Genomic DNA, 25,677 nt, shown 5'->3' on the forward strand with positions numbered 1-25,677 from the left:
TCTAAGAGGTTTCTGGGGCTCCTTTCCCTCGAAATGACAGACTGTCGAAATAAATTCGATAATATCCATAATTGTCGGTTCTTGGGCCCTGTAAGCCGAAAAAACGGGATTGTTCATAATTCATAGTGGTGTCCATGAATGTTGTTGTCATGGCCTATCTATATAGATAACATAGGTATATCGAACCGTCATAGTAGAGTATTTATTTATTTCTCGTCTCCGTTCCGGTGATGTCAGACACACCGAACCGTTCCGTCTCGCGCCGTAGCTTCCTGACAAGCGCCGGTGTCGCCGGCGCGCTCGCGCTCGCGGGCTGTACCGAAGGCCCCGGTGGCGAGTCGACTGGCTCGCAACTCTCCGGGAGCATCCGTATCACCGGAAGCAGCACGGTCTATCCGGTGGCACAGGCCGTGACCGAGCAGTTCCGCTCCCAGAACCCGCAGGTCGAGTTCAACGTGAGTCGGGACGGCTCCGGTGGCGGATTCAGCAACCTGTTCTGTGAGGGCAACTCCGATTTCAACAACGCGTCGCGGGAGATTTCGAGCGACGAAGCGGACCAGTGTTCCGGCAACGGTGTCGAGTACCACGAGATAAACATCGCCACGGACGCACTGACGGTCATCGTCAACAACGAGAACGACTGGGCGACCGAGCTGTCGACGGACCAGCTCAAGGAGATATGGCGGGCCGACGGTGCCTCGACGTGGGCGGACGTCAACGGCAACTGGCCCGACCAGGAGATAAACCGGTTCGGTGCCGCGGACACCTCGGGCACCTTCGACTACTTCCGGGAGGCGATTATCGGCGAGGAGGCCTCTCACACGAGCGACTACGAGCCGACCGAGCAGGACAACACCATCCTGCAGGGCGTCCAGCAGGACGAGTACGCCATCGGCTACTTTGGCTTCTCGTACTACCAGAGCAACCAGGACGCGGTCACGGCCGTCAGCATCGACGCCGGCGAGGGCCCCGTCGAACCGACGCTCGACAACGCCAAGAGCGGCGACTACCCCCTCTCCCGGCCGCTGTTTACCTACCCGCGGGTCAGCTCCCTCGCGGAGGACCACATCGCCGAGTTCGCCCGCTTCTACGTCCGCCAGAGCGCCAACACCGAACTCATCGCGGACCGGGTCGGCTACGTGCCAAAGACCGAAGAGGAGATGCAGAGCGAACTGGACTCGCTGAACGAGGTCATCTCGAGCGCCCAGTAAATAGTGAACTAGTGAGACGCAATAGCGCTATAGAGTAATTCCGGGTACTTTTTCCCGAGATACAGCAAATGGACCCACAACCACGATGAGCAACGAGGGACAGACTCCCGACCTCACAGGAGATCGGGGATTACAGACGGTGCGGGAGTCGACGTACAAATACGCCCTTGCCGGGTGTGCCCTCCTCTCGGTGTTGACGACCGTGGGCATCATCGCCGTGTTGTTCGTCGACGCCGCGGAGTTCTTCTCGGTGGTCCCGATAACCGAGTTCTTCACCAGCACCCGATTCAGCCCGAACCTCGAACCGGTCTCGTTCGGTATCTTCCCGCTGATACTCGGGACACTGCTCATCACCTTCGGGGCCGCGCTCGTCGCCCTTCCCGTCGGACTGTTGACCGCTATCTACCTCAGCGAGTACGCCTCCGCGCGCACGCGGTCCGTGCTCAAGCCGATGCTCGAAGTGCTCGCCGGCGTGCCGACCGTCGTCTACGGCTACTTCGCGCTGGTGTACATCACACCGGCGCTCAACGTCGTCATCGGCGGGCTCAACGGGGCGCTCGGGACGCAGTTCCCGACGCTCGGGCTGTTCAACGGTCTCTCGGCCTCTATCGTGGTCGGTATCATGATTATCCCGATGGTCTCCTCTATCAGCGAGGACGCGATGAGCTCGGTCCCGGACTCGCTCCGACAGGCCGGCTACGGCCTCGGCGCCACGAAGTTCAACGTCTCACTGCGCATCGTCGTCCCCGCGGCAGTCTCGGGCATCGCCTCGTCGTTCATCCTCGCCATCTCCCGGGCCATCGGCGAGACGATGGCCGTCGTCCTCGCCGCCGGGGCCCAGCCGCCGGACGTCCCGCCGACCCAGACCGCGCTGGGCGTCGTCCCCTACGTCGCGCCGGGCGACCTGCTCGCCCTCTACAGCGAGAGCGCGGCGACGATGACCGTCGCCATGATAAACATCGCCGTCAGCGACCTCTCCGGGGGGTCGACGGCGTACCAGTCCCTCTTCGCCATCGGGCTGACGCTCTTCGTCATCACGCTGGGGATGAACGTCGTCAGTGACGCGATTGCGAGCCGCTACCGGGAGGAGTACGAATAATGGCAACAGAGACCGAGACCGGATTCGGCCAGGTCAGCAGGCTGCGTGGCACCGTCTTCAGATACCTCACCTTCGGCGCGTCGCTGGTCGGCATCCTCGCGCTGGGCGTGTTGCTCGCGTACGTCTTCTGGGACGCCCTGGGGCTCGACACGGCGGGGACGACGTGGTATCTCACGTACACGGTGACGCTGCTCGCGCCCCTGCTCGGCTTCCTCGCGTACGCCCGCGACAAGCCCGAGGTGACGGCCGGGGCCTTGGAACTGGTCGGGCTCACGCTCGCCGGTGGGATGCTGTCCTTCGCGGCGATAATCGTCCTGCTGGTCATCGCCGGACCACAGGTGTGGTTCACCTACTTCCTCACGGTGGTCGCGCCCGTCATCGGCCTGTTCCTCTACGGGCAGTACGACCGCGAGGCGACGTGGGTCGGCCTGGCGATGCTCGGTGCGGTCATCGCCGGCCCGATTGCGGGCACGCTCTTGCTCGGCGTCCTCGGCACGGCGGCCGCGTTGCTGGGCGCGCCCGGCGTCTACTTCCTCTCGCTGGTGGTTCCCGGGGCGGGGCTGGCGGCGTTCCTGGCGGCCGAGCGGTTCGACGCCTCCCGTCGGGTGACCGTCGCCGTCGCCGCGGCGATACCGGTGCTGGCTATCGTCGGCGTGCCGCTGGTCGACACGGTGCCGGCGGTCGCACGCTCCGTCTGGTTCGCCGTCCTCGTGATGCTCGGCGTGCCCCTCGGCTACGCGGTCGTAAACACCGCCCGACGGCCGGCGCGGCGGGCCGCGTTCGTCCTGCCGGCGGTCGTCGTCGGCGGCTTCCTGGTCGGCGAACTCGCCGTCGGCGCGCTCGGCGCCGCACAGCCGTCGCCGTGGCTCGACTGGCAGTTCCTGACGAGTCCGACCTCCTCGCTGCCCGCCAAGGCCGGCCTCTACCCCGCCGTCATCGGGTCGGTCTTTCTCATCATCCTCGTCAGCATCTTCACGTTCGTCTTCGGCGTCGGCACGGCGCTGTACCTCGAGGAGTACGCGCCATCGAGCGGGCCACTTGGCACCCTGACGCGACTCATCAACGTCAACATCTCCAACCTGGCGGGGGTCCCGTCGGTCGTCTACGGCCTGCTGGGGCTTGGCATCTTCGTCAACGTCGAGTTCCAACTCGGTCCGACCGTCTACGGCGGTATCGGGGCCGGGACGGTGCTGACGGCGGCGCTGACGCTCTCCCTGCTCATCCTTCCAATCGTCGTCATCTCCGCCCAGGAGGCGATTCGCTCGGTGCCGGACTCGCTTCGCCAGGCGTCCTACGGCATGGGTGCGACCCGCTGGCAGACCATCCGGAACGTCGTCCTCCCCCGGTCGCTCCCGGGCATCCTGACGGGGACGATTCTGGCGCTGGGCCGGGCCATCGGCGAGACTGCGCCCCTGATTATGATCGGCGCCGTCGGGACGAAGTACACGCCGCCGGGCGGGCTCTTCGATACGCTCACGGCGATGCCGATGCAGATATACACCTGGGCGTTCCTCCCGTCGGCGGAGTTCCGCTACGGCGTCGTCGCGGCCGGCGTCGTCACGCTGCTCATCGTCCTGCTGTCGATGAACAGCGTCGCGATTCTCGTCCGCAATAAATACCAACAGGAGGCTTACTAATGACAACAGAGAACACGGCGACCGAGACCGAGGCCGACGACGAACAGACAGAGTCACTCGTTACGACCGACCCGGGGAAGGGCGGGCTCAGCGAGAACGACGACCGCGGTGTGGTCACGACGACCGACACCATCATCGAGTCCCGCGACCTCGACGTGTTCTACGGCGAGACACAGGCCTTGCAGGACATCGACCTGGCCATCCCCGAGAACCAGGTCACCGCGATGATAGGCCCCTCCGGCTGTGGCAAGTCCACGTTCCTGCGGTGTATCAACCGGATGAACGACCTCATCGACATCGCCCGCGTCGACGGCGAACTCACGTTCAACGGCAAGAACGTCTACGACGAGGACGTCGACCCGGTCGCCCTGCGCCGCCGAATCGGGATGGTGTTCCAGCACCCCAACCCGTTCCCAAAGAGCATCTACGACAACGTCGCCTACGGGCTGCGCACGCAGAACAAGACCGAGGACATGGACGCGGTCATCGAGGAGTCACTGAAGAAGGCCGCGCTGTGGGACGAGGTCAAGGACCGCCTCGACGAGTCCGCACTCGACCTCTCGGGCGGCCAGCAGCAGCGGCTCTGTATCGCCCGCGCCATCGCCGTCGACCCCGAGGTCGTCCTGATGGACGAGCCGGCCTCCGCGCTCGACCCCATCGCCACCTCACAGATCGAAGACCTCATCGAGGAACTCGCCGAGGAGTACACGGTCGTCATCGTCACCCACAACATGCAACAGGCCGCGCGCATCTCCGATAAGACGGCCGTCTTCCTCACGGGCGGTGAGCTGGTGGAGTTCGACGACACGGACAAGATATTCGAGAATCCCGAGAGCCAGCGCGTCGAGGACTACATCACCGGCAAGTTCGGATAAGGCCGGGTCGTCCGTCCGGAGGCGCTCGCCCGACCGGCCGCCGTTCTCTTTTCGTCCGCCGCTGCGCTGCACGGAGCCGTACCGTTCTCACGACTGACGCAGTGCTGTCTCTCGCCAGTGAATTTGCCGTACAGAGGTGAACCGAAGTGTGGCCCCTCATCGCTGTGTCGCGGGATGCTCTGTCTCCTCGGGCGTCTCGGCTCCCGGTTCCTCGCCGTCGTTCTCGTCGACTTCGAACAGGGACGCGTACATCCGCACCCAGAGACGGGCACGCGTCCGCCGTGGCAACCTATCCATGTGACAACCCCTCCGGACGCGCCACTGGTCCGCTCGTTCGGCCACCCGCCCTGCTCGCAGTCCCCCTCCATCTGGTTCCGGTGACTCTCGACCGCCGAATCTCGCTGCTCATACAATGTTTTAGGCGGGCCTAAAAGTAAAACCTTCGCCCATCGGCTGGCCGAACCAAGTCCCCTGTCTCGCACCGACGTCAGGCCCCGGCGGCGATTTGATATCGCGCTCTCTGGTTTACTGACTGGAGGCTGCTCACGACCTCGCTGTCGCTACTGGGCTGACTGAATCCCTGACGGCGCTGCCTACCGGGACAGCGTCCCCTCGGTGTCGATACCGTACACCGCCTTCGGGGTCTCAACGTGCGCGAGCCGAACAGCCTCGTCCTCGCCGTTCTCTAACAGCCACCGCACGCGCCGGGGCACCGTCTTCGGCCCCAGCACCGCCCCCGGCCGCTCGGGGTCGTCGATGAAGTCTGTCTCCATCAGGAACGGTTCGTCCTCTTCGATAGCGATTTCCAGTTCGTCCTTGTCCGCGAGCACGGACTTCGTGGGTCCCTGTAGCCGGCCGCCGGAGTAGTGCTTGACGACCTGTTGGCGGTCCATTCCGCGTTCCTCTGCCCACTCGGTCACCTGCTCGAAATCTTCGCCGCCCTCCGTGTGCAACTGGACGGCGAAACCGCCGTCGGCCGCCAGCTCGAACGCGTGACACATCACCTCGTTCGAGGCGTCCCAGACGGCCTCGTCGACCTCGTAGTGTGGGCGACCGGACTTGATGGCCAGTGCCGGACCGTCCGTGACGTACTCGCTCGCCACGTCCAGCCCCGTTTGCATGATGTCCCGGGCTTCGTCGGGGGTGTAGCCGTCCTCGACCAACTTCGAGACGAGGGCCGGGTGCACGCCGAGGACGGGCCAGGCCCGGCCCGGAAGCACCTCGGTGGCGTCCGCGACGGCCCCGACGGTGAGGTCGAACGCCTCGCGGAAGGTGCCTTCGTCGGTGGCTGCCTCGACGAGGTGCCACGAGGGCTTGTTCAGCACCAGCAGATGCGTCCCGCCGTGGTCGGCGAACTCTTCGGCGGCCTCGGTGTTGCGGCCCTGGACCGGGTCGAGGTGGAGGTGGTTGTCCAGTACCGGCGTCTCCTCGATATCCATACCCGGAGTCGGGCGTCCCGAGACAAAAACGCCCCTACTCGCAGTCCGACACTCACTGCGCGCGCGGCAGGCGAGGGTCCGCCGCCGGTCCGGAGACCGCTCCTTCGCTCGCGCTTCGTGCGACAGCCACCCGGCCAGCGGGCCTCACGGGTCACTTCGCTCGCGGCTTTGCCGCTCGCATCCGAGGCCATCACTTCGTGCTGGCCTCGCTCTCCCCGTTCGGCTTTTCGGAGACCGCTCGCTACGCTCGCGGCCTCCCTACTCCACGTCGGCCGAAAGCGAGAGCCCGTCCTGGGCCGCGTTCTGGAGCGCGTCCGACTTGCCGTGTTCGCCGGGGGCCAGTGCCACCGTGTGGACGCCGTTGCGGGCGGCGACCTCCAGTGCGGGTTTGAAGTCCGTGTCCCGGGAAGCCACCACGAGCACGTCGATGCGGTCGGCGACGACGGCCTCGGTCGCGTCGACGGCCAGGCGGACGTCTACGTCACCACTGGTAGTTATCACCTCGAAGCCTCTGGCCTCGCCGGCCTGGATGAGTCCCGGTGAGGCGTTCTCGTCCAGGTAGAGCCGCGTCGCGGCCAGGGGCCCGTAGGATTCGCCGATGGTCCGGACCTCGTCTAGGTCGACGTCGAACTCGCTGCGGAGGACGTTCGGCCCGTCGACGAACAGCCCGACCCGGTCCGTGTCGTCGCTATCGTCGCGAAACCGACTGAGGAGGCTCATATCGGCTTCTCGCCGGCGATTGGATTTAGCTCTGGTGTTTCGGGTCGCCCCCCGACTCACCGACGATAAACCAGAAGCCGCTATATCGAATACCGACAGGGCCGCCGGTCGGGCCTTCGTCCACGTACCGACTCGGCGCGTGTCTGCTCCCGGTCGTGCTGGTACGTGGCGCAGACGAGGCGGGTCCGATACCGGTCGCAGCCGTCGACGCACCCGAGGCCGTCGATGCGAGACCCACCCCGTCGGGTGTGACGTGTCAGCACTTCGGGGCCGCTCCCGGAAGACGGTCCACCGGGGTGTCCCCGATGCGGTGCACCCTGCTGAGCCATGGCGAGTTTTAGGACTCCCTAAAATTCGAAACCGCTTTAATCTTTTAGGTTGGCCTAAACAGTATGGCGAACGAAACTGCTAGCTATCGGGTATCGACGCGGTCGGAGGGCAATCGATGACGGACGACGGACTGACCCGGAGAGCGACGCTCGAATACGGCGGGACGCTGGCGGCCGGGATGGCTATGGCCGGTTGTTCGGAGACCGCTGACACCGGCGAGTCCGGGACGCCGAGCGGGGCGTACACGGCCTCGATTTCGCCGATGGGGGAGGTATCCTTCGACGAACCGCCCGAGACCGTCTTCACGCGGCTCACCCACCACGCGGACATGGCGTTCGCCCTGGGTCGGGGCGACAGCCTCACCGCGATGCACGCGCCCGACTACTACGACGGGCTGTGGAACCAGTTCGTCGCGCGGCTCCCAGGGGTCTCGCTCGACTGGGCGGGGCTGTACTCCTCGTGGCAGCCGACGAAGGAGAAACTGTACGCGCTCGACAGCGACGTCCACCTGGCCGACCCGGCCTGGATAACCAAACAGGACGTCTGGAGCGAGTCCGACATCGACGAGATAGGGTCGAAGGTCTCGCCGTGGTTCGGCAACTCGCTCAGCGACACCCACCAGGAGCCCGCCCCGGCCTACGCCGACGGCTACGAGTACTACACCCTCTGGGAGCAGTTCGAAATCGTCTCGCGAGCGTTTCAGGAACAGGAGCGCTACGAGGCGCTTTCGGCGGTCCACGACGACCTGCTGTCGACCATCGAGTCCGGGCTACCGGCCGAGTCCGAGCGCCCCTCCGCGGTGATGATAGCGTCCCACCAGATGGAGGAGATTTACGCCTACACGCTGTCGAATCCGGGCTTCCTGACCTCGCACACGCGGCCACTCGGCGCGCGGGACGCCTTCGAGGGGTCGGTCGAGTCCGCGAGCATCGTCGACTACGAGACGCTGGTCGAGGCCGACCCCGACGTGATACTGTTCCTGGGCGGGTTCGAACCGGGGACGAGCATCGAACAGCGGCGCGAACTGTTCCGGGAGGACCCGGTCGCCTCGGAGATGACCGCGGTACAGGAAGAGCGCGTCTACCCCCAGGGCGCGCGCTACCAGGGGCCGATACTGAACCTCTTCCAGCTGGAGATGACCGCCAAGCAGCTCTACCCCGACGTCTTCGGCGAGTGGCCCCGCTACGAGTCGGGGCCGTACCCGGAGATACCCGCCGACGAACGGCTTTTCGACCGCCAGCGCGTCGCCGACGTGATAAACGGAACGCTCTGAGATGCGCGGGGAACCCGACTCCGGGAGCGCGGCGACCGGCCGGCGGGAGTGCTGGCTGGGTTGGGTCGATGGCTCGCTGGCGACCCTCTGCCTGACGAGTCTGGCCGTCGTCCTCGCCGGCGGACTCGTCCAGGTGAGCAACGGCGCTTACTCGATGACCATCGCCGATGCGTGGGGCGCCGTGTTCAACCCGAACGTCGTCTTCAGCCTGCAGGCGTGGGACGCGTTCCTCTGGGGGACGGAGATGCCGGAGATGACCACGGAGAGCCTCATCGTCTGGAACATCCGGCTGCCACGGGTGTTCGTCGCTATCCTCGTGGGGATGAACCTCGCCGTCTCGGGGGCCATCTTCCAGGCGGTCACACGCAACGAACTCGCCAGTCCGTTCGTCCTCGGCGTCTCCTCGGGCGCGGGGCTGATGATTCTGCTCACGCTGTTCGTGTTCACCGGACTGTCGGCGTTCCTGCCGCTGGCGGCGGCGCTGGGCGGGGCCGTGGCCTTCCTCGTCGTCTACGCCATCGCCTGGAAGAACGGGACCTCGCCGGTCAGACTCGTGTTAGCGGGGGTCATCGTCGGGACGATATGCCAGTCGTTCCAGACGGCGCTCTTTTTCTTCGCCGACGACCTCGGCGTGGTCCAGAGCGCCATCGCGTGGACGACCGGGTCGCTGACGGGGACCGATTGGGAGCAGGTCAGGATGGCCCTGCCCTGGACGGTCGTCGCGATGGGGCTGGCGCTTGTCGGTTCCCGGCAACTGAACGTCCTGTTGCTGGGCGAGCGGACCGCGAACGCGCTCGGGATGTCCGTCGAGAAGGTCCGCTTTGCCCTCTCCGGCGTCGCCGTGCTGGCCGCCGCCGCCAGCATCGCCGTCGCCGGCATCGTCGGCTTCGTCGGCCTCATCGTCCCGCACATGGTCCGCAACATCGTCGGGAGCGACTACAAGCAACTCATCGTCGGCTGCCTGTTCGCCGGGCCCGCGCTGATGGTGGGGGCCGATGTCGGGGCTCGCCTCGGTATGAGCGTGCTCGCGGGTTCGGACACACAGATTCCCGTCGGCATCGTCACCGGACTGGTCGGCGGACCCTACTTCCTCTACCTGATGCGCAAACAGGACAAGATGGGGGAAATCTGATGCCGGGGACGGGACTGCCCTCGGAGGCCGCCGACGAGCGGTCGGCGGTCGAGTCGACCGCGGCGGACGAGACACAGACAGACCCGAGCGAACTGGTCGGCGATGACCTCGCCATCGGCTACCCGACGACCGACGAACCGGTGGTCGAGTGCGAGCGCGTCCTGCTGCCGGCCGGGGAGGTGACCGCGCTGGTCGGTCCGAACGGGAGCGGCAAGAGCACACTCCTGAAGACGATGGCCGACCAGCTCCAGCCAGAGGCGGGGCGGATTCTGCTCGACGGCGACCGCATCCAGTCGTTCGGCTCGAAGGAACTGGCCCGCGAACTGGGGCTGCTCTCTCAGGAGAACGAGTCGCCCGGGACCATCACGGTCGAGGACCTCGTCTACCACGGCCGCTACCCACATCGGGGCTTCTTCGAGTCAGTCACCGACGCGGACCAGGCGGCCGTAGACCGCGCCATCGACCTCGCCGGCGTCGACCACCTCCGCGAGAGCGAGATGACTAACCTCAGTGGCGGGCAGAAACAGCTCGCCTGGATAGCGATGGTGCTGGCCCAGGAGACCGACGTGCTGTTGCTCGACGAGCCGACGACGTTTCTGGACCTCCACCACCAGCTACGCGTCCTGTCGGTCGTCCGGACGCTGAACCGCGAGGCGGGCGTCACCGTCGGCATCGTGCTCCACGACATCGGTCAGGCGGCCCGCTTTGCCGACAATCTCATCGCCATGCAGGACGGGTCGCTGTACGACTGGGGGCCGCCAAAGGAGGTCGTCACCGAGCAGTTGCTGGCCGACGTGTTCCGCGTCGACGCGACCGTCGACGGCGAGAGTCCGACCGGCCCGCACATCGCCCCGCACAGCGCAATCGAGGAGTAACGGGTGTCGACTGACGGCGAACCGACGGCCGAGACGGCCCCATCGTCGAGCGTGGCGACCACGAGGAACTGTTAGCGGCTGACGGGCTCTACGCGACGCTGCGGGCGTCCAGACCGGCGATATCGACGACCTGTCTCAGTCGGTCGCCCCAGGGGCGACACTATGATTCGGGGCCACGAGCGGAAGTCGCCGGCTGCGTTCCGCGATGTCGTGCTGGGGTACATGCGCGAGCACCCGGTCGGGAGCGAACTGACCGCCGTCCGGAACGGCCGGGTGTACCGCGGCGGCTTCCTCAACCAGGGGCCGATACAGAACCTGTTCCTGACCGAGCGGGCCACACAGCAGTTGTTCCCCGACGAGTTCGGCACGGTCACGAGCGGCGAGGAACTGTTCGACCGCCAGCGGGTCGCGGATGTCGTCACGGGCGACGTCTGACCCTCGCGACGGCCACACGGCCGGATTTTCGCTCCGTAACTACCGCGCCGAGTTTTGTGTCGCTGCAGAGCCCCCGTCATCGCGACCCGACCCGATTTGCTATCGCGCTATGTGGTTTACTTGTCCCCCCTCGAAGGCCAACTCGTAAGGTCGCCGGCGGCCAGTCATCACCTATGACACTTAGACAACCCCCGCTGGCGGGGGTGTTCGAGGGCGCCACCCTCACCGACTTCGGCGGCTGGGAGATGCCCGTCGAGTTCGACTCGATACGCGCGGAACACACGGCCGTTCGCGAGGGCGTCGGGAAGTTCGACGTCTCGCACATGGGCCAGATTACGGTCACCGGCCCCGACGCGCTCGAACTCACCCAGCGGCTCACGACGAACGACGTCGCCGAACTGGAACCCGGTGATGCACAGTACGCGGGTATCACTGACGAGGAGGGTATCTTGCTCGACGACACCATCGTCTACCGGTTGCCCGCGGACACCGAGGACGACTACCTCTTCATCCCGAACGCGGGCCACGACGGAGAGATGACCGAACGGTGGGTAACCCATCGCGACGAGTGGGGACTGACGGCCACGGTCACCAACCGGACGGAGGAGTTCGCGATGGCCGCGCTACAGGGCCCGGACGCCAGAGCCCTGCTGGCGGGGGAGACGACAGTAGACCTCGACTCGCTCGCTCGACTCGAAGTGGCGAGCGGCGCCGTCGCCGGCGTCGACTCGCTCGTCGCCCGGTCCGGCTACACCGGCGAGGACGGCTTCGAGATTCTCTGGCCGGCGGCCGACGCGGAGACGGTGTGGCAAGTCCTGGAGTGCCAGCCCTGCGGGCTCGGCGCGCGCGACACCCTGCGACTGGAGATGGGCTTTCTGCTCTCGGGCGAGGAGTTTCACCCGCGGGACGAGCCACGGACGCCCTACGAGGCCGCCATCGGCTGGGCCGTCGCCGTCGATACCGAGTTCGTCGGTCGAGACGCCTTAGCCGCCCAGGAGCGCGAGGGTGTTGCGGAGCGACTCGTCGGGCTGGAACTGCTGGACCGCGGCGTCCCGCGTCACGGCTACGAGATTACCGACGCCGACGGCGCGACGCTGGGTCACGTCACCAGCGGGACGATGAGCCCGACCCTGGGGGTCCCAATCGCGCTCGCGTACGTCCCGACCGAGCACGCCGAACCGGGGCGCGAGCTCCGGGTCGTCATCCGCGGCGAACCGAAGGAAGCACGTACCCGGGCGACGCCATTTATTGACAGATGAGCTTCACTGTACCCGACGACCGCCGGTATCTGGAATCGCACGAGTGGGTCAGCACCGACGACGGCACCGCGCGCGTCGGTATCACCGACTTCGCGCAGGACGAACTCGGCGACGTGGTGTTCGTGGAACTCCCCGACGAGGGCGACGAACTCACGGCGGGCGAGGACTTCGGCGTCGTCGAGTCCATCAAGGCCGTCTCGGACATCTACGCGCCCGTCTCGGGCACCGTCCGGGCGGTCAACGAGGCGCTGTTCGACGAGCCCGAACTGGTCAACGACGACCCCTTCGGCGAGGGGTGGATGCTGGAGGTCGAGGTGGCCGACGAGAGCGAACTCGACGACCTGCTCGACGCCGACGCGTACCGCGACCAGATAGCGTAGGTCTCAGTCACTGCTTTCTCGTGGCCGGTGCCGACCCGGGGGTCGGTAGAATCGAGATAATCATATGCGGCCACCCGTAACTACGCATAGCAATGTCCGCTCGCGGGACCGTACGCCACTTTTCGGGACAGCCACCATGACCAGCCCATACGCGCCCCACACCGACAGCGAGACGGCGGCGATGCTCGCGGCCGTCGGCGTCGACGACGTCGAGGCCCTGTTCGACGTCCCCGACTCGGTCGCGTTCGACGGCGAGTTCGGTATCGAGGCCCGCGGAGAGCGAGAGACGCGTCGCGAGGCGGCGGGGTTGCTCCGCCGGAACGACGACCTGACCGAGTTCCTCGGCCGCGGCCACTACGCCCACTACGTCCCGTCGGTGGTCGACGACCTCGCCGGCCGGTCGGAGTTTCTGACCTCCTACACGCAGTACCAGCCCGAAATCGCCCAGGGCTTTCTCCAGGCCCTCTTCGAGTACCAGTCGATGCTGGTCGAACTGACCGGTCTCGACGTGGCTAACTGTTCGATGTACGACGAGGCAACGGCGCTGGGCGAGGCGGCGACGCTCTCCCAGCGCGCTCGCTCGGTGTCGGGCGAGACGATTCTCGTCCCCGAACAGCTCCGAGCGGGCAAGCGTGCGGTGCTCTCGAACTACGCCGACGGCCCCGGGCTCGCGGTCGAGACGTATCCGATGGCCGACGGGCAAGCCGACGTCGAGGGGCTCGCCGAGCGATTCGACGAGGACGTGGCGATGGTGTACGCAGAGACGCCGACCGTCCGTGGCGTCGTCGAGGAGCGCCTCGCCGACGTCGGCGCCCTCGCCGACGAGCACGACGCCCTGTTCTGTCTGGGGTCGGACCCGGTGGCGCTCTCGCTGCTGGAACGGCCCGCCGACGTGGGCGCCGACGTGGTCGTGGGCGACGCCGCCTCGCTCGGCACCGGGACGGCCTACGGCTTCGGCCTCGGGATGTTCGTCACGCGCGAGGAGTATCTCCGGCAGGTCCCCGGTCGGTTGGTCGGGGCCAGCGAGGACGCCGACGGCCGGCGGGCCTACACGCTGACCTTACAGACCCGCGAACAGCACATCCGCAAGGAGCGGGCGACCTCGAACATCTGTACGAACCAGGCCTGGGTGGCCCTGCGGACGGCGATACACGCGGCCTGGCTCGGTCCCGACGGCCTCGTGGACCTCGCGGAGGACTGCGTGACCCGCCCGCGGGACCTCGCGGCCAGGCTCGACGACGTGGTCGGGGTGCAGGCGCCGGTCCACGACGGCCACCACTTCCGGGAGTTCGTCGCCCACACCGACCAGCCCGCCCACGCGGTCGTCGAGGACCTCGCCGCGACCGGCTACGCCGTCCACGAGGTCAGCGAGCACCTGATACAGGTCGCCGCGACGGAGGTGACCGCCGAGGCCGAAGATGGACTCGTCGGCGCGCTCGCGGAGGTGGCGCGATGACTCGATACACGCAGGCGAACTGGCGCGACGACGACGGCGAGCGCTACGAGCCACTGCTCTCGGAGAAGGCGTCACAGACGGTCGAGGTCGAGTCGTCGGCGCTGCCCGACGACCTGACACGGGACTCGCTGACGCTGCCGGCGCCCGCAGAGCCCGAACTGGCCCGCCACTACACGCGCCTCTCCCAGATGAACTACGGGGTCGAGAGCGGCCCCTTCCCGCTTGGCTCCTGTACGATGAAGTACAATCCCTCCTTCACCGAGGATATCGCCTCCCTACCGGCGGCGGCGGTCCACCCGGACCGGCCCGACAGCACCGTCCAGGGGACGCTCGCGCTCTGTCACCGGCTGCAACAGTATCTGGGCGACATCGGCGGGATGGACGCCGTGACGCTCCAACCGCCGGCGGGCGCCGCCGGGGAGTTCACCGGCATCCGGATAGCCAAGGCCTACCACGACTCCAACGGCGACGACCGCTCTGAGGTCGTCATCCCGGACTCGGCCCACGGCACCAACTTCGCCACGGCGGCGATGGCCGGATACAGCGTGGTCGAACTGCCAAGCGGGGACGACGGTCGGGTGGACCTCGACGCGCTGGCGGCCGCCGTCGGCGACGAGACGGCGGCGCTGATGCTGACGAACCCGAACACGCTCGGCCTGTTCGAGCGCGACATCGAACAGATTGCCGATATCGTCCACGACGCCGGCGGGCTGCTGTACTACGACGGGGCGAACCTCAACGCCTTGCTCGGCCGGGCACGACCCGGCGACATGGGCTTCGACGTGATGCACTACAACGTCCACAAGACCTTCGCGACACCGCACGGCGGCGGCGGGCCCGGTGCCGGCCCGGTCGGCGTCACCGAGGCGCTGGCGCAGTTCCTCCCCGACCCCCACGTCCGCGAGCGCGACGGCGACGGCCGCGGCGACTACGAGTACTACCGGCCCGACGACTCCATCGGGAAGGTCCACGGCTACTACGGCAACTGGCCCGTGCTGGTGAAGGCGTTCGCCTACATCGCACGACTTGGCGATGCGGGGCTCGCGGACGCCAGCGCGAAGGCCGTCCTGAACGCGAACTACCTCGCCGAGCAAATCCCCTACGAGGTGCCCTTCGGCCCGTTCCACCACGAGTTCGTCGCCAGCGCGGCCCCGCAGGACGCCGCCGACGTGGCCAAGGGGATGTTAGACCACGGGGTTCATCCGCCGACGACGAAGTGGCCCGAAATCGTCGACGAAGCGCTGATGACCGAGCCGACGGAGGGCGAGAGCCGGCGCTCGCTGGACCAGCTGGCCGCCGCATTCGAGGCCGTCCACGGCGAGGACGACGGGACCCTGGCACGGGCGCCCAGCCGGACCGCGGCGGGCCGCATCGACCAGGTACGGGCGGCCCGGAGTCCGCGCCTCTCCTGGCAGGCGCTCGATTCCGAGCAGTGATAATTCCGACCGCCCATTTATGTGGTAGCACCGGTCAGTACAACTACTGAAGCGAATGTCCGAGCAGGCAGTTATCCTCCACGTCCGTCCCGAGCCGGCCACTGACGGCGGTGTCTCCCGTCCGCTGAGTCGGCACTTCGACCGACCAGTTCGGACGGCGAGTGCCGTCGATAGCGCGCTCGCCGTCCTCGGTGAGACCGCCGTCGCCGCCGTCGTCTGTGACCACGCTCCCGACGCGGGGCTGGACGGGCTGGCGGTGCTGAAAGCAGTGCGTGCCGACTACCCGGCAGTGCCGGTCGTCCTGTGTACCGACGAACCCGACGGTCGCGTGGCCGCCGCCGCGACACGGCTCGACGTGACCGAGTACGTCCCGCGGAGCGAGACCGACCCGACGGACCGGCTCCGCGCGCTGCTCCGGGACGCGGAGCCCAGTCGGCTGGACGGGTCGCTGGCCGGCTCCTACGAGACGATAGCCGGGAGCATCTCGACCGCCGTCATCACTATCGACGCCGACTCGCGAATCGCCTACGCCAACGGTGCCGCCGCCGACATGACCGGCTACGACCGCGAGGTCCTCGTCGGCCGCCCGTTCACCGACATCATGCCAGACGGGATGGGGCAACCACATCTCGACAGCGTCGGCGAGTACCTCGAAACCGGCGAGCGCTCCGTCGACTGGGAGTATCTGGAGTTCCCGATACTGACCGCGGACGGCGACACCATCACCGTCGCGGTGTCGTTCAGCGACTTCACCCACGACGGGGCGTGGTACTGTACCGGCGTTATCAGGGACATCTCCGGGCGCAAGTTCCGCGAACGGGAACTGGAGCGGAACAACGAGTCGCTCCAGCAACTGACACAGCTGGCGACGAGCGAGACGCTCTCGGACGACGAGATAATCGACCGCGTCCTCGAACTCGGTGCCGAGCGCCTGGACCTCTCGCTTGGGTACCTCTCGCGCATCGACGGGAGCGACTACGAGGTCGTCTCCGTCGTCGGCGACCACGACGTCATCCAGTCCGGCGCCGAGACGGACCTGTCGAACACGTACTGCCGCCGCATCATCGAGGACGACCGGGAGCTGTACGGCGTCACCGACGCGGCCGCGGAGGGGTGGGAAGACGATATGGCCTACCAGGTGTCGGGCATCGCCTGCTATCTCGGGGGGAAGGTCGTGGTCGACGGCGAGCTGTACGGGACGCTCTGTTTCGCCGACGAGACCCCCCGAACGGAGCCGTTCTCCGAGAGCGAGCAGACGTTCACGAAGCTGCTCGCCGAGTGGACGAGCCGCGAACTGGAGCGGCGCCAGCGCAAAGCCGCCCTCGAGCGGTACGAGACCGTCATCGAGGCCGTCGACGACGGCATCTACGCGCTCGACGAGACGGGTCACTTCGAACTCGTCAACGACGCGATGACCGAGCTGACCGGCTACGAGGCGTCGGAGCTCCTCGGGGCCCACACCAGCCACATCAAAGACGACGCGGTGGTCGAACGGGCCGAATCCATCGTCCGGTCGATGATATTCGACGAGCGCGACGACGACGAGGAGACGTTCGACCTCGAGATACTGCCCGCCGACGGCGACTCGTTCCCGGCCGAGGACCACATGACGCTGGTGTGGGACGACGACGGCGAGCGCTTCGAGGGGACGGCGGGCATCATCCGCGACATCACCGAGCGCAAGGAGCGCGAGCGAAAGCTCCGGGAGGCCAACCGTCGCATCGAGCAGATTCTCGGCCGCATCGGGGCGGCTTTCTTCGCCGTCGACGACGACTGGACGCTGACCTACTGGAACCACCGCGCCGAGGAAGTGCTGGGCCGGTCCGCCGAGGAGGTGATGGGCGAGGACCTCTGGGAGATGTTCCCCGAGGCCGTCGGCGCCCAGTTCTACGACGCCTACCACGAGGCCATGGCGACACAGGAGCCGGTCGACTTCGAGGAGTACTACCCGCCGGTCGACAGGTGGTTCCGCGTCAACGCCTACCCGTCGGCCAACGGGCTCTCGGTGTACTTCCACGACATCACCGAGCAGAAGGAACGCGACCAGAAGCTCTCCGCGCTGCTGGAGACGACGCGGTCGCTGATGCAGGCCCACACCGCAGAGGCCGTCGCCGAGACTGTCGTCGACGCCGCCGAGTCCGAACTGGGGTTCGACCTGAACCTCGTGCGCCTCTACGACGAGGAGACCGACACGCTGGCGCCCGTCGCCGGGACCGACGGGATGCCCGACCGGCCGGTGTACGACGCCGACGAGGCGTTCCCGGGCCAGGCCTACCAGCGCGGCGAGACCCTCCGTGTCGACTTCGAGGACGTGAGCGACTACGACGACCGGGACGCGAAGGCGGCGATGTACGTCCCGCTCGACGACCACGGCGTGTTGAGCGTCGCCACCTACGAGAAAGCCGCCTTCGAGGACGCCGACGTCTCCGTCGCCGAAATCCTCGCCTCGAACGCCGCGGCCGCGCTGGACCGCGTCGAACGCGAACAGGACCTGCTGCGCTACGAGACGGTCATGGAGAACGTCCGGGACATGGTGTACGTCCTCGACGACGACGGCCGCTTCCAGCTCGTCACCGAGACGCTGGCCGACTATCTGGGCTACGAGCGCGCGGAGCTGCACGGCCGCCACCCGCGGGCCATCCTCGACGAGGCCTCGGTCGCCGCGTTCGAGGCGCGGATTCGTGACCTCCGCGGGACCGAGGAGGGAGGGACGATACTGATGGAGACGACGCTGCACACGGCCGACGCCGAGGAGCGTCCGGTCGAGATAGCGGTGTCGCTCATCGACGAAGCGTCGTTCCGCGGCACCGCCGGCGTCGTGCGCGACCGGACCGAACTGGAACAGACCCGCGAGGAGTTGCGCGACGAGCGGGACCGCTTCTCGTACCTGTTCAACAACCTCCCCGACGCCGTCGTCGAGACGGAGTTCACCGACGACGCCCCGCTGGTCCGCTCGGTCAACCCCGCCTTCACCGACGTGTTCGGGCTCGACCGCAGGACCGTCCTCGACGGCGACCTCAACGACTACATCCTCCCGCCGGACGACGAGGCCGAGCGCGAGGCCGACCGGCTCGACGAGCGGGGTGCCGACGGCGAGACCGTCCAGGCCGAAATCCGTCGTCGCACCGCCGATGGCTTCCGCGACTTCCTCTTTCGCGGCGTCCCGTACCGCCGGGACGACGGCCGCGTCTGGAGCTTCGGTATCTACACCGACATCACCGAACAGATAGAGCGCGAGCGCCGGCTGGAAGTCCTCAACCGCGTGTTGCGCCACAACCTCCGCAACGACCTGACGGTGGTCCTCGGGCTCGCCGACGAACTCCACGAACGGGCCGACGACGAGGCCACCCGCTCGCTGCTCGAACGGCTCCTCCGGAAGGGCGAACAGATAGCCTCCCTCAGCGACCGCGCTCGCGAGATAGAGCGCTCGGTGCGCCGGGACGACGCCGACACGGCGCCCCTCGACGTGACCGAGACCGTCGCGTCGGTCGCCACGCGGTACGCCGACCAGTACGGGACGTCGATAGATGTCTCCGTGCCGGAGACGCCCGTCATGGCGGCGGACGGCCGCCTGAGACGGGTCGTCGGCGAACTGGTCGAGAACGCCCTCGAACACGCCGGCGCGGAGCCGTCGGTGGCCGTCGATGTCGACCCCGCTCCCGAGATGGTCTCTGTCACCGTCACCGACGACGGGCCGGGCATCCCGGACCACGAACTCGACGTGCTGACCGGCAACGAGCCGATAACCCAGTTGAGCCACGGGAGCGGGCTGGGCCTGTGGCTCGTCATCTGGGTGACAGAGTCCTACGGCGGCACGGTGCGGTTCGAGAACGCGGCCGATGGCGCGTCGGTCACGCTGGCGCTCCCGCGGACCGACACCTAGGTCGCGGCGCGTATCTTCTCGGCCAGGACGCTGTACTGCTCGGTCCCGGTCCCTTTCTGGACGAAGCCGGTCACGCCGGCCTCGTCGGCCGCCGCCCGCACGTCGTCGGGCTCGCGGGCGCTAAACAGCAGGAACGGAATCGCCCGTCCCGAATCGCGCAGCGCCGTACACAGCTCCAGCCCGTCGAGACGCGGCATCTTGTAGTCGCTGACGACGACGTCGTACTCGTCGGTCAGCGCCCGTTCCAGCGCCGTCTCGGGGTCAGCCTCGCTCGTCACGTCGAGGTCGTCCTCCTGTTCGAGAAACGTCTGGACGATTTCGAGCACGTCCGTGTCCTCGTCGACCAGGAGAACATCGATACTCATCTCGTAGGTGTACTTCCTTCCGAAATAAAAACCTACGGTCACCGCATCGCCGCGAGGTCGACGAACACGCCGTGGTCAGCACTCAGCCACGTCGACAGCCGCGCGTCGCCGGTCAGGTCCGGCGGGTACATCGTACAGCGGTCCGGCCCGTCCGCGTAGCGGACGACGGTCAGTGCCAGTTCCACGTCCGGTCGGTCGGTGGCGGCCGAGGCCACCCCCGCTGGGTCCAGGCTCATCCTGCATGTGGTCTGTCCGAAGGGGCAGATAAAACCGCTTCTAGGACCTCTCGGTACCGGTATATAGCGCTCAGGCGCTCTGTGCGGTGTCGACTTCGCCGTCGATGCGGACGAAGCCGTAGTCACACTCGCCGCAGTGCCACTTGACTTTCTGCCCGAGATGCATCGTCGTGCTGGCGACCTTCCAGAACTCGCGGTACTCCTCGCACTCCGGACAGTAGTGCTCCAGTTCGAGGCTCATGGGACCGGCTTGTACGCGGGCGCAATTGAAGCTCCCGGTTCTAGAAAGTGAATCGGGTTCTGCAATCGCCGCTCTCACTGCGTGCCAGCGTCTCCTCGGTAACGCCGGCTGCCGGTGTCTCCGTTCACGCACGTCTGGACCCGAACAGGCAAACCGGTAGACCACCTACAGTATCGCATGACTACGGCCGAGGACCACCAGCCGCCACTCACCGCCTTGCAGGTCGACGCCGACGCGCTCGCGCCCGCGGAGACGGAGACGGCGACGTTCGGGATGGGCTGTTTCTGGGGGCCGGACGCCCGCTTTGGCGCGATGCCTGGCGTCGTCCGGACCCGCGTCGGCTACGCGGGCGGCACGGCGCCGAATCCGAGCTACTACTCGCTTGGCGACCACACGGAGGTCGTCCAGGTCGAGTACGTCCCGGAAACACTGGCGTACGAGGACCTGCTGGACGTGTTCTGGGCGAACCACAACCCCTTCTCGGCGGCGCACAAGCGCCAGTACCGGGGCGTCGTGCTGGCCCACGACGACGGCCAGCGGGCGGCGGCCGACGCCTCGGCGGCGGCCCTCGAAGACCGCACCGGCAAGGCCGTCGCGACGGCCGTCGAGTCGCTCGACTCGTTCACGCTGGCGGAGAAGTACCACCAGAAGTACGAGCTCCGCTCGACGCCGGTCCTGGGCGCCGAGTTCGAAGATATCTACGGGCCGGCGCTGGTCGACTCGACGGCCGCGGCGCGGCTGAACGGCTTCGTCGCGGGCCACGGTGACCCCGACCAGCGCGAGGCGGTCCTCGCGGCGGTCGAACTGACGCCGGCGGCGCTGTCCGAACTCGAACGGCGGCTGTGAGCGCCGTCGCCAACGCTGACTCCCCGGCGAGCATATAAGACCGTGGCAGCCCCAACACGAACATGACCATCTACACCGGCCGCGGCGACCAGGGCCAGACCGACCTGCGGACGATGGACCGCGTCTCGAAGGACTCCCGGCGAATCGAGGCCTACGGAACCGTCGACGAGGTCAACGCGCTGGTCGGCGTCGTCCGGCCGACCGGGTACGACGACATCGACGACGACCTGCGGACCATCCAGAACCACCTCCACATCGTCCAGGCCGACTTCGCGAACCCGAGTCCCGACGAGGACGACCCCCGGATCACCGAGGCCCACGTAGACGCCATCGAGGACATGATAGACGACGCGGAGGAGGAACTCGACCCGCTCGAGTCGTTTATCCTGCCGTCCGGGTCGGAACCGGGCGCGAAGCTCCACCACGCCCGGGCGGTCTGTCGGCGCGCGGAACGGCGCTGTGTCTCGTTGGCCGCCGAGGAGGCCGGGGTCAACGGCACTGCCATCATCTATCTCAACCGGCTCTCGGACACGCTCTTTACGCTCGCGCGGCTGGTCAACAAGCGAGAGGGCGTCCGGGAGGAGAGCCCCGAGTACTGACGGGGGTCGCGCCGACCCGGCGTCGGGAGGGGTAAAGAGGGCAGAGTGACGGAGCGCCAGCGAGCCGGCTCAGTTCGCGGCCTCGGCCAGCAGGTCCCAGTCTTCTTCGCGAACGTCGAAGCCCCGCGAACGAAGCTCCGAGGCCAGCTTCCCGGTCCCTACGCCGCCGTAGGCCGCGGCCTGCTCCAGCCCGAGGGTTCCGCCGTAGTACAGCGTCAGCGCCGTCGTGAGGGAGGTGTGTGACATCGTTTTTCCTCGTCTGGACCGTAACGCGACTAGGTATTAAAGTTTCTCAGACAATAAGTAGCACACATTGAGTATTAGTGGTCGTATAATCTTTCGAACGTCTACTATAACGCGACCAATATGGAAGAACGGTGTGGCGTGTCCGTTCCGCCCGACGCGCCGGGCCGACACGCGCTCCACCGGCCCGGTTCGCAATAGCAAAGTGACCGGCCCGGAAGGGTGAGGTATGAAAGCCACAGCGAAGGCCCACCCCATCCAGGGGCTGGTGAAGTACCACGGGATGCGCGACGAGCAGCGGCGGATGCCGTACCACGACAGCATCTCGGTCAGCACGGCGCCGAGTCGGACCAAGACCACCGTCGAGTTCGACCCGTCGCTCGCGGCGGACAGCTACGTCATCGACGGGGAGGACGTCGAGGGCCGGGGCGCCGAGCGCATCGACTCGGTCGTCGACCACGTCCGCGAGCTGGCGGGCATCGACCACCACGTCCGCTTCGAGTCGACCAACGACTTCCCGACGAACATCGGCTTTGGCTCCTCCTCGTCGGGCTTTGCCGCCGCGGCGACGGCGCTGGTCGAGGCCGCGGGGCTGGACATGACCCGCCCGGAAATCTCGACGGTCGCGCGCCGCGGTTCCGCGTCGGCGGCCCGCGCGGTGACGGGCGCCTTCTCCCACCTCAAGACCGGCGTCAACGACCGGGACTGCCGCAGCGAGCGCATCGAGACCGACCTCGAAGACGACCTGCGCATCGTCGCCGGGATGGTCCCCTCCTACAAGGAGACCGAGGCCGCCCACAAGGAGGCCGCCGACAGCCACATGTTCCAGGCCCGGATGGCCCACATCCAGTACCAGATTTCGGACATGCGCGACGCCCTCTACGACGCCGACTTCGCTCGGGCGTTCGAACTGGCCGAGCACGACTCGCTGTCGCTGGCCGCGACGACGATGACCGGTCCCGCCGGCTGGGTGTACTGGCAGCCCCGCACCATCGAGATTTTCAACACCGTCCGCGAACTCCGCAGCGAGGAGGACATCCCGGTGTACTTCTCGGTCGACACCGGCGCGAGCACCTACGTCAACACCACCGAGGCGTACGTGGACCGCGTGGAGGACGCGATTGCCGAGTGTGGCGTCGACACCCGCGTCTGGGAAGTCGGCGGTCCCGCCGAAGTGCTTCCCGAGGACGACGCGCTGTTCTGACTCGACCTTTCTGTGTCGTTCGAGAGCGCTCGGCGCTCTTTCCCCGTTCGCAAACAACATTATCCCCGTTCAGTCCTAACCCCGGCCAATGCAAGTCGCCGTCCTCGGTGCCGGCTACGCCGGTCTGACGCTCGCGCGAACGCTCGAACGGAGCCTCCCCGCCGACGCCGACCTGGTCGTCGTCGACGAATCGACGGACCACCTCGTCCAGCACGAACTCCACCGGGTCGTCCGCCGGCCGGGGCTGGCCGACGAGATAACCGTCACGCTCACGGACGCGCTCGACTGCGAGGTCCGGCAGGCGACGGTCACCGGCGTCGACGCCGACGCCGGAGCGGCCACGCTCGAACCCCCGAGCGGCGGCGAGGAGACGCTTTCCTACGACGTGGGCGCGGTCTGTCTCGGCGCGCGGACGGCGTACTACGGCCTGCCGGGGGTCAAAGAGCACGCGACGCCGCTGAAACGGCTCCCGGACGCCCGCGAGATACGCCGGGAGTTCCTCGACCTGGCCGACGGCGACCGCGTCGTCGTCGGCGGCGCGGGGCTGTCGGGCGTCCAGGTCGCCGGCGAACTCGCGGCCCTGGCCGGAGAACGGAATCTCGGCGTCGAGGTCTGCCTGCTCGAACAGGAGTCCGAGGTCGCTCCGGCGTTCCCGGCCGCGTTCCAGCGGGCCGTCCACGACGCTCTGCTGGACGCCGGCGTGTCGGTGCGGACCGGGACCGCCGTCGAGCGGGCCGACGCTGGGACCATCACGCTGGCGACCGGCAGCGACCTCGACTACGAGCAGTTCGTCTGGACCGGTGGCATCACGGGGTCGCCGGCGCTCGACGACGACCGGCCGGTCGTGCGCGCGGACCTCCGTCTGGGCGATTCGACCTACGCCGTGGGCGACGCGGCTCGGGTCGTCGACAGCGACGGCACGGCCGTCCCGGCCAGCGCGGCGGCGGCTATCCGCGAGGCCAGCGTCGCCGCCGACAACGTTCGCGCGCTGGTCGAGCATCGCCGCGGGGACGCCGACGGGTTCGAACCGCGACTCGCCCGCTACCGGTTCGACGTGCCCGGCTGGCTGGTCTCGGTCGGCGACGACGCCGTCGCGAAGGTCGGGCCAACGGTCGTGACGGGTCGGCCGGCGCTGGCGCTCAAGACGACCGTCGGCGCGGGCTACCTGGGCAGCGTCGGCGCGATACGGGAGGCGACCGACCTCGTCCGGGAGGAACTGGGTATCGCCGAGGAGAGCGAGGACCCGGCGACCGACGACATCGTCGACGTCTCGGAGACGGAGTGACTACCCCGTATCGAGTTCGAGCAGCGTCGTGGTCCAGTTGTCGCCGTCGGTGAGCGCCCGGCCGCCGGGCGCCCAGGAGTCGAGCGCCCGGACGAGGTGCGGGCGGCCGCTGCGCAGGTACGACAGCGGCGGCGCGCCCTCGCGGTAGAACCCCTGGTCCCGGAGGACGGTGTCGGGCATCGTCGCCGGCGCGACGAAGAGGTCCGAACCCGGAAACGCCCCGCGGACCTCGGCCAGTAGCGCCCGCAGGAGCCGTTCGCGGCCCGCGTGGTCGGCCAGGGGGACGACCTCGGCCACCCTGGTAATCTCCGGCCCGTACCGCTTCCCCGGCGGCGTGCGCGCGACGACGACGGCCGCTCGCTCGCCCCCCGACTCGCCGATGAGGGCGGTGTAGTTCCAGTTCGGGTTCGAGAGCCGCCACCGATAGAACGCCGGGTCCCGGTGGGCGTGTATCGTCTCGGGCGGAGCGTCGGCGTAGATGTCTGCCAGCGTCTCGGCCGGGACCGGTTCCTCGCGGCGGATACGCGCGTCGGGCGACCCGTCGCCACGCGACTCCCGCAACCGGTTGTGCACCGAGACGACCTCGGTCGCGATGTTCCCGGCGAACTGGTGTCCGGGCGCCGTCGTCTGCGCGGCGAGCAGCGGCGTGACGTTCTCGACGCGGTAGGCGAGCGGAGCCGTACCGACGCGCCGCCAGCCGAGATTCCGGTCTGCCTCACCGCTCTGCTCGGTCGCGAAGCCAAAGAGGAAGGGCGCCTCCCGCTTTCGATAGCGCTCGATGGCCCGCTCGGCCATCCGGGCGAACAGCCCCCGTCCCCGGTGGTCGCGGTGGACCATGGTGTCACAGGGCTGGAGCGTGCGACGCGGCTCGCCGTCGACGACCATCGGGAGCGCGAAGAAGCCGCGCGCGCCGACGAGGTCGCCGTCCGCCGTGGCGACGACTATCGGGACGTGGTCGACGTACGGGTTCGAGACGTACTTCCAGTCGAACCACTCCGGGCTGTGGCTCCAGGTGTCCAGCACCTCGGCGTAGCGGTCGAGAAACTGTGCTCTGTCGGCCGGTCGATACCAGCGGATATCGTACTCTGACATGGGAGGAAACGCGCGCGCAATTCGACCGGGCGGGTGGTTGTTATGACATCCCTGTAGCGGGGTCGCCGGCCCCCGGAAACCGTAACCCCGGCCATCGCTCCCTACTGCGGTCTTACCACGCGGCGG

General features: G+C 67.6%; 24 protein-coding genes and 1 pseudogene. 17 read left to right on the plus strand and 8 right to left on the minus strand.

What is annotated here, in order from left to right; translation table 11 throughout:
• Window positions 1-230 precede the first annotated feature (230 nt).
• The 4 genes from NDI86_RS16110 (at window position 231) to pstB (ending at window position 4,822) form a co-directional block, all read left to right on the plus strand.
• Window positions 231-1,211 carry a PstS family phosphate ABC transporter substrate-binding protein gene (locus NDI86_RS16110; protein ID WP_310901466.1) on the plus strand — a complete coding sequence of 327 codons (981 nt, stop codon included), beginning with the start codon at window positions 231-233 and terminating at the stop codon, window positions 1,209-1,211.
• A gap of 85 nt (window positions 1,212-1,296) precedes the next feature.
• Window positions 1,297-2,310: a phosphate ABC transporter permease subunit PstC gene (gene pstC / locus NDI86_RS16115; protein ID WP_310901467.1), complete on the plus strand. Its 1,014-nt coding sequence runs from the start codon at window positions 1,297-1,299 to the stop codon at window positions 2,308-2,310.
• Complete coding sequence (gene pstA / locus NDI86_RS16120) at window positions 2,310-3,947, plus strand: phosphate ABC transporter permease PstA (protein WP_310901468.1); 1,638 nt, start codon at window positions 2,310-2,312, stop codon at window positions 3,945-3,947. The genes pstC and pstA overlap by 1 nt, the downstream gene beginning before the upstream one ends.
• Window positions 3,947-4,822 carry a phosphate ABC transporter ATP-binding protein PstB gene (gene pstB / locus NDI86_RS16125; protein ID WP_310901469.1) on the plus strand — a complete coding sequence of 292 codons (876 nt, stop codon included), beginning with the start codon at window positions 3,947-3,949 and terminating at the stop codon, window positions 4,820-4,822. Before pstA ends, pstB begins: the two co-directional genes overlap by 1 nt.
• Window positions 4,823-4,978: 156 nt before the next feature.
• Here pstB and NDI86_RS16130 read toward each other — a convergent pair whose 3' ends face one another.
• The 3 genes from NDI86_RS16130 to NDI86_RS16140 all read right to left on the minus strand — a co-directional run bounded on the left by NDI86_RS16130 (window position 4,979) and on the right by NDI86_RS16140 (window position 6,981).
• A complete protein-coding gene (locus tag NDI86_RS16130; protein ID WP_310901470.1) occupies window positions 4,979-5,119 on the minus strand; it encodes a hypothetical protein in 141 nt (46 codons plus the stop codon).
• 296 nt (window positions 5,120-5,415) lie between these two features.
• A complete protein-coding gene (locus NDI86_RS16135) occupies window positions 5,416-6,261 on the minus strand; it encodes a TatD family hydrolase (RefSeq protein ID WP_310901471.1) in 846 nt (281 codons plus the stop codon).
• A gap of 258 nt (window positions 6,262-6,519) precedes the next feature.
• On the minus strand, window positions 6,520-6,981 hold the full coding sequence (locus NDI86_RS16140; protein WP_310901472.1) for an NYN domain-containing protein: 462 nt from the start codon (window positions 6,979-6,981) through the stop codon (window positions 6,520-6,522).
• A gap of 445 nt (window positions 6,982-7,426) precedes the next feature.
• Here NDI86_RS16140 and NDI86_RS16145 point away from each other — a divergent pair, with 445 nt between their 5' ends.
• The 9 genes and pseudogenes from NDI86_RS16145 to NDI86_RS16185 all read left to right on the plus strand — a co-directional run bounded on the left by NDI86_RS16145 (window position 7,427) and on the right by NDI86_RS16185 (window position 19,440).
• Window positions 7,427-8,584 carry an ABC transporter substrate-binding protein gene (locus NDI86_RS16145; protein WP_310901473.1) on the plus strand — a complete coding sequence of 386 codons (1,158 nt, stop codon included), beginning with the start codon at window positions 7,427-7,429 and terminating at the stop codon, window positions 8,582-8,584.
• Between the two features lies 1 nt (window position 8,585).
• The gene (locus NDI86_RS16150; protein WP_310901474.1) at window positions 8,586-9,716 is read left to right on the plus strand and encodes a FecCD family ABC transporter permease; all 1,131 of its coding nucleotides are present in this window, start codon (window positions 8,586-8,588) and stop codon (window positions 9,714-9,716) included.
• Window positions 9,716-10,591: an ABC transporter ATP-binding protein gene (locus NDI86_RS16155; RefSeq protein WP_310901475.1), complete on the plus strand. Its 876-nt coding sequence runs from the start codon at window positions 9,716-9,718 to the stop codon at window positions 10,589-10,591. The genes NDI86_RS16150 and NDI86_RS16155 overlap by 1 nt, the downstream gene beginning before the upstream one ends.
• A gap of 162 nt (window positions 10,592-10,753) precedes the next feature.
• Window positions 10,754-11,026: pseudogene (locus tag NDI86_RS16160) on the plus strand (ABC transporter substrate-binding protein); the annotation flags it as partial.
• Between the two features lie 173 nt (window positions 11,027-11,199).
• Window positions 11,200-12,285, plus strand: a complete 1,086-nt coding sequence (gcvT, locus tag NDI86_RS16165) for a glycine cleavage system aminomethyltransferase GcvT (protein ID WP_310901476.1) — start codon at window positions 11,200-11,202, stop codon at window positions 12,283-12,285.
• Complete coding sequence (gcvH, locus tag NDI86_RS16170; protein ID WP_310901477.1) at window positions 12,282-12,665, plus strand: glycine cleavage system protein GcvH; 384 nt, start codon at window positions 12,282-12,284, stop codon at window positions 12,663-12,665. Before gcvT ends, gcvH begins: the two co-directional genes overlap by 4 nt.
• Window positions 12,666-12,801: 136 nt before the next feature.
• Entirely contained in the window at window positions 12,802-14,121 is a 1,320-nt protein-coding gene (gene gcvPA, locus NDI86_RS16175; RefSeq protein WP_310901478.1) for an aminomethyl-transferring glycine dehydrogenase subunit GcvPA, read from the plus strand.
• Window positions 14,118-15,557 carry an aminomethyl-transferring glycine dehydrogenase subunit GcvPB gene (gene gcvPB, locus NDI86_RS16180; protein WP_310901479.1) on the plus strand — a complete coding sequence of 480 codons (1,440 nt, stop codon included), beginning with the start codon at window positions 14,118-14,120 and terminating at the stop codon, window positions 15,555-15,557. The genes gcvPA and gcvPB overlap by 4 nt, the downstream gene beginning before the upstream one ends.
• A 55-nt stretch (window positions 15,558-15,612) precedes the next feature.
• Window positions 15,613-19,440, plus strand: a complete 3,828-nt coding sequence (locus NDI86_RS16185) for a PAS domain S-box protein (RefSeq protein WP_310901480.1) — start codon at window positions 15,613-15,615, stop codon at window positions 19,438-19,440.
• Here NDI86_RS16185 and NDI86_RS16190 read toward each other — a convergent pair.
• The 3 genes from NDI86_RS16190 to NDI86_RS16200 form a co-directional block, all read right to left on the minus strand.
• Window positions 19,437-19,805, minus strand: coding sequence for a response regulator (locus tag NDI86_RS16190; RefSeq protein WP_310901481.1), 369 nt, complete (start codon window positions 19,803-19,805; stop codon window positions 19,437-19,439). The two genes, NDI86_RS16185 and NDI86_RS16190, sit on opposite strands and share 4 nt — an antisense overlap.
• 38 nt (window positions 19,806-19,843) lie before the next feature.
• Window positions 19,844-20,041, minus strand: coding sequence for a DUF7511 domain-containing protein (locus NDI86_RS16195; RefSeq protein WP_310901482.1), 198 nt, complete (start codon window positions 20,039-20,041; stop codon window positions 19,844-19,846).
• A gap of 70 nt (window positions 20,042-20,111) precedes the next feature.
• Window positions 20,112-20,282 (minus strand): DUF7838 family putative zinc beta-ribbon protein, encoded by a 171-nt coding sequence (locus tag NDI86_RS16200; protein ID WP_310901483.1) that lies wholly within the window; start codon window positions 20,280-20,282, stop codon window positions 20,112-20,114.
• A gap of 177 nt (window positions 20,283-20,459) precedes the next feature.
• Here NDI86_RS16200 and msrA point away from each other — a divergent pair, with 177 nt between their 5' ends.
• Together msrA and NDI86_RS16210 are read left to right on the plus strand one after the other, a co-directional pair.
• Window positions 20,460-21,128 (plus strand): peptide-methionine (S)-S-oxide reductase MsrA, encoded by a 669-nt coding sequence (msrA, locus tag NDI86_RS16205; RefSeq protein ID WP_310901484.1) that lies wholly within the window; start codon window positions 20,460-20,462, stop codon window positions 21,126-21,128.
• Between the two features lie 62 nt (window positions 21,129-21,190).
• Entirely contained in the window at window positions 21,191-21,727 is a 537-nt protein-coding gene (locus tag NDI86_RS16210) for a cob(I)yrinic acid a,c-diamide adenosyltransferase (RefSeq protein ID WP_310901485.1), read from the plus strand.
• Window positions 21,728-21,796: 69 nt separating this feature from the next.
• On the opposite strand, the gene NDI86_RS16215 is transcribed toward NDI86_RS16210, so the two are convergent.
• Window positions 21,797-21,973 carry a DUF7317 family protein gene (locus tag NDI86_RS16215; RefSeq protein ID WP_310901486.1) on the minus strand — a complete coding sequence of 59 codons (177 nt, stop codon included), beginning with the start codon at window positions 21,971-21,973 and terminating at the stop codon, window positions 21,797-21,799.
• Between the two features lie 226 nt (window positions 21,974-22,199).
• On the opposite strand from NDI86_RS16215, the gene mvaD reads away from it, so the two are divergent.
• Window positions 22,200-23,174, plus strand: a complete 975-nt coding sequence (gene mvaD / locus NDI86_RS16220; protein ID WP_310901487.1) for a phosphomevalonate decarboxylase MvaD — start codon at window positions 22,200-22,202, stop codon at window positions 23,172-23,174.
• Between the two features lie 88 nt (window positions 23,175-23,262).
• Window positions 23,263-24,459: an NAD(P)/FAD-dependent oxidoreductase gene (locus tag NDI86_RS16225; protein ID WP_310901488.1), complete on the plus strand. Its 1,197-nt coding sequence runs from the start codon at window positions 23,263-23,265 to the stop codon at window positions 24,457-24,459.
• On the opposite strand, the gene NDI86_RS16230 is transcribed toward NDI86_RS16225, so the two are convergent.
• Entirely contained in the window at window positions 24,460-25,551 is a 1,092-nt protein-coding gene (locus tag NDI86_RS16230) for a GNAT family N-acetyltransferase (RefSeq protein ID WP_310901489.1), read from the minus strand. It lies immediately after the preceding gene.
• Between the last annotated feature and the right edge of the window lie 126 nt (window positions 25,552-25,677).

Origin of the sequence: Haloarcula onubensis, assembly GCF_031624605.1 — an archaeon.
Lineage (GTDB): Archaea > Halobacteriota > Halobacteria > Halobacteriales > Haloarculaceae > Haloarcula > Haloarcula onubensis.

Coding starts and splice junctions, on each gene's coding strand:
- NDI86_RS16155 (WP_310901475.1), top strand. CDS start 9,716: ATGCCGGGGACGGGACTGCCCTCGGAGGCCGCCGACGAGCGGTCGGCG.
- msrA (WP_310901484.1), top strand. CDS start 20,460: ATGACTACGGCCGAGGACCACCAGCCGCCACTCACCGCCTTGCAGGTC.
- NDI86_RS16145 (WP_310901473.1), top strand. CDS start 7,427: ATGACGGACGACGGACTGACCCGGAGAGCGACGCTCGAATACGGCGGG.
- NDI86_RS16190 (WP_310901481.1), bottom strand. CDS start 19,805: ATGAGTATCGATGTTCTCCTGGTCGACGAGGACACGGACGTGCTCGAA.
- gcvH (WP_310901477.1), top strand. CDS start 12,282: ATGAGCTTCACTGTACCCGACGACCGCCGGTATCTGGAATCGCACGAG.
- gcvPB (WP_310901479.1), top strand. CDS start 14,118: ATGACTCGATACACGCAGGCGAACTGGCGCGACGACGACGGCGAGCGC.
- NDI86_RS16150 (WP_310901474.1), top strand. CDS start 8,586: ATGCGCGGGGAACCCGACTCCGGGAGCGCGGCGACCGGCCGGCGGGAG.
- NDI86_RS16200 (WP_310901483.1), bottom strand. CDS start 20,282: ATGAGCCTCGAACTGGAGCACTACTGTCCGGAGTGCGAGGAGTACCGC.
- NDI86_RS16130 (WP_310901470.1), bottom strand. CDS start 5,119: ATGGATAGGTTGCCACGGCGGACGCGTGCCCGTCTCTGGGTGCGGATG.
- gcvT (WP_310901476.1), top strand. CDS start 11,200: ATGACACTTAGACAACCCCCGCTGGCGGGGGTGTTCGAGGGCGCCACC.
- NDI86_RS16135 (WP_310901471.1), bottom strand. CDS start 6,261: ATGGATATCGAGGAGACGCCGGTACTGGACAACCACCTCCACCTCGAC.
- NDI86_RS16230 (WP_310901489.1), bottom strand. CDS start 25,551: ATGTCAGAGTACGATATCCGCTGGTATCGACCGGCCGACAGAGCACAG.
- NDI86_RS16140 (WP_310901472.1), bottom strand. CDS start 6,981: ATGAGCCTCCTCAGTCGGTTTCGCGACGATAGCGACGACACGGACCGG.
- NDI86_RS16110 (WP_310901466.1), top strand. CDS start 231: ATGTCAGACACACCGAACCGTTCCGTCTCGCGCCGTAGCTTCCTGACA.
- NDI86_RS16225 (WP_310901488.1), top strand. CDS start 23,263: ATGCAAGTCGCCGTCCTCGGTGCCGGCTACGCCGGTCTGACGCTCGCG.
- NDI86_RS16215 (WP_310901486.1), bottom strand. CDS start 21,973: ATGTCACACACCTCCCTCACGACGGCGCTGACGCTGTACTACGGCGGA.
- gcvPA (WP_310901478.1), top strand. CDS start 12,802: ATGACCAGCCCATACGCGCCCCACACCGACAGCGAGACGGCGGCGATG.
- NDI86_RS16210 (WP_310901485.1), top strand. CDS start 21,191: ATGACCATCTACACCGGCCGCGGCGACCAGGGCCAGACCGACCTGCGG.
- mvaD (WP_310901487.1), top strand. CDS start 22,200: ATGAAAGCCACAGCGAAGGCCCACCCCATCCAGGGGCTGGTGAAGTAC.
- NDI86_RS16195 (WP_310901482.1), bottom strand. CDS start 20,041: ATGAGCCTGGACCCAGCGGGGGTGGCCTCGGCCGCCACCGACCGACCG.
- pstC (WP_310901467.1), top strand. CDS start 1,297: ATGAGCAACGAGGGACAGACTCCCGACCTCACAGGAGATCGGGGATTA.
- pstA (WP_310901468.1), top strand. CDS start 2,310: ATGGCAACAGAGACCGAGACCGGATTCGGCCAGGTCAGCAGGCTGCGT.
- NDI86_RS16185 (WP_310901480.1), top strand. CDS start 15,613: ATGTCCGAGCAGGCAGTTATCCTCCACGTCCGTCCCGAGCCGGCCACT.
- pstB (WP_310901469.1), top strand. CDS start 3,947: ATGACAACAGAGAACACGGCGACCGAGACCGAGGCCGACGACGAACAG.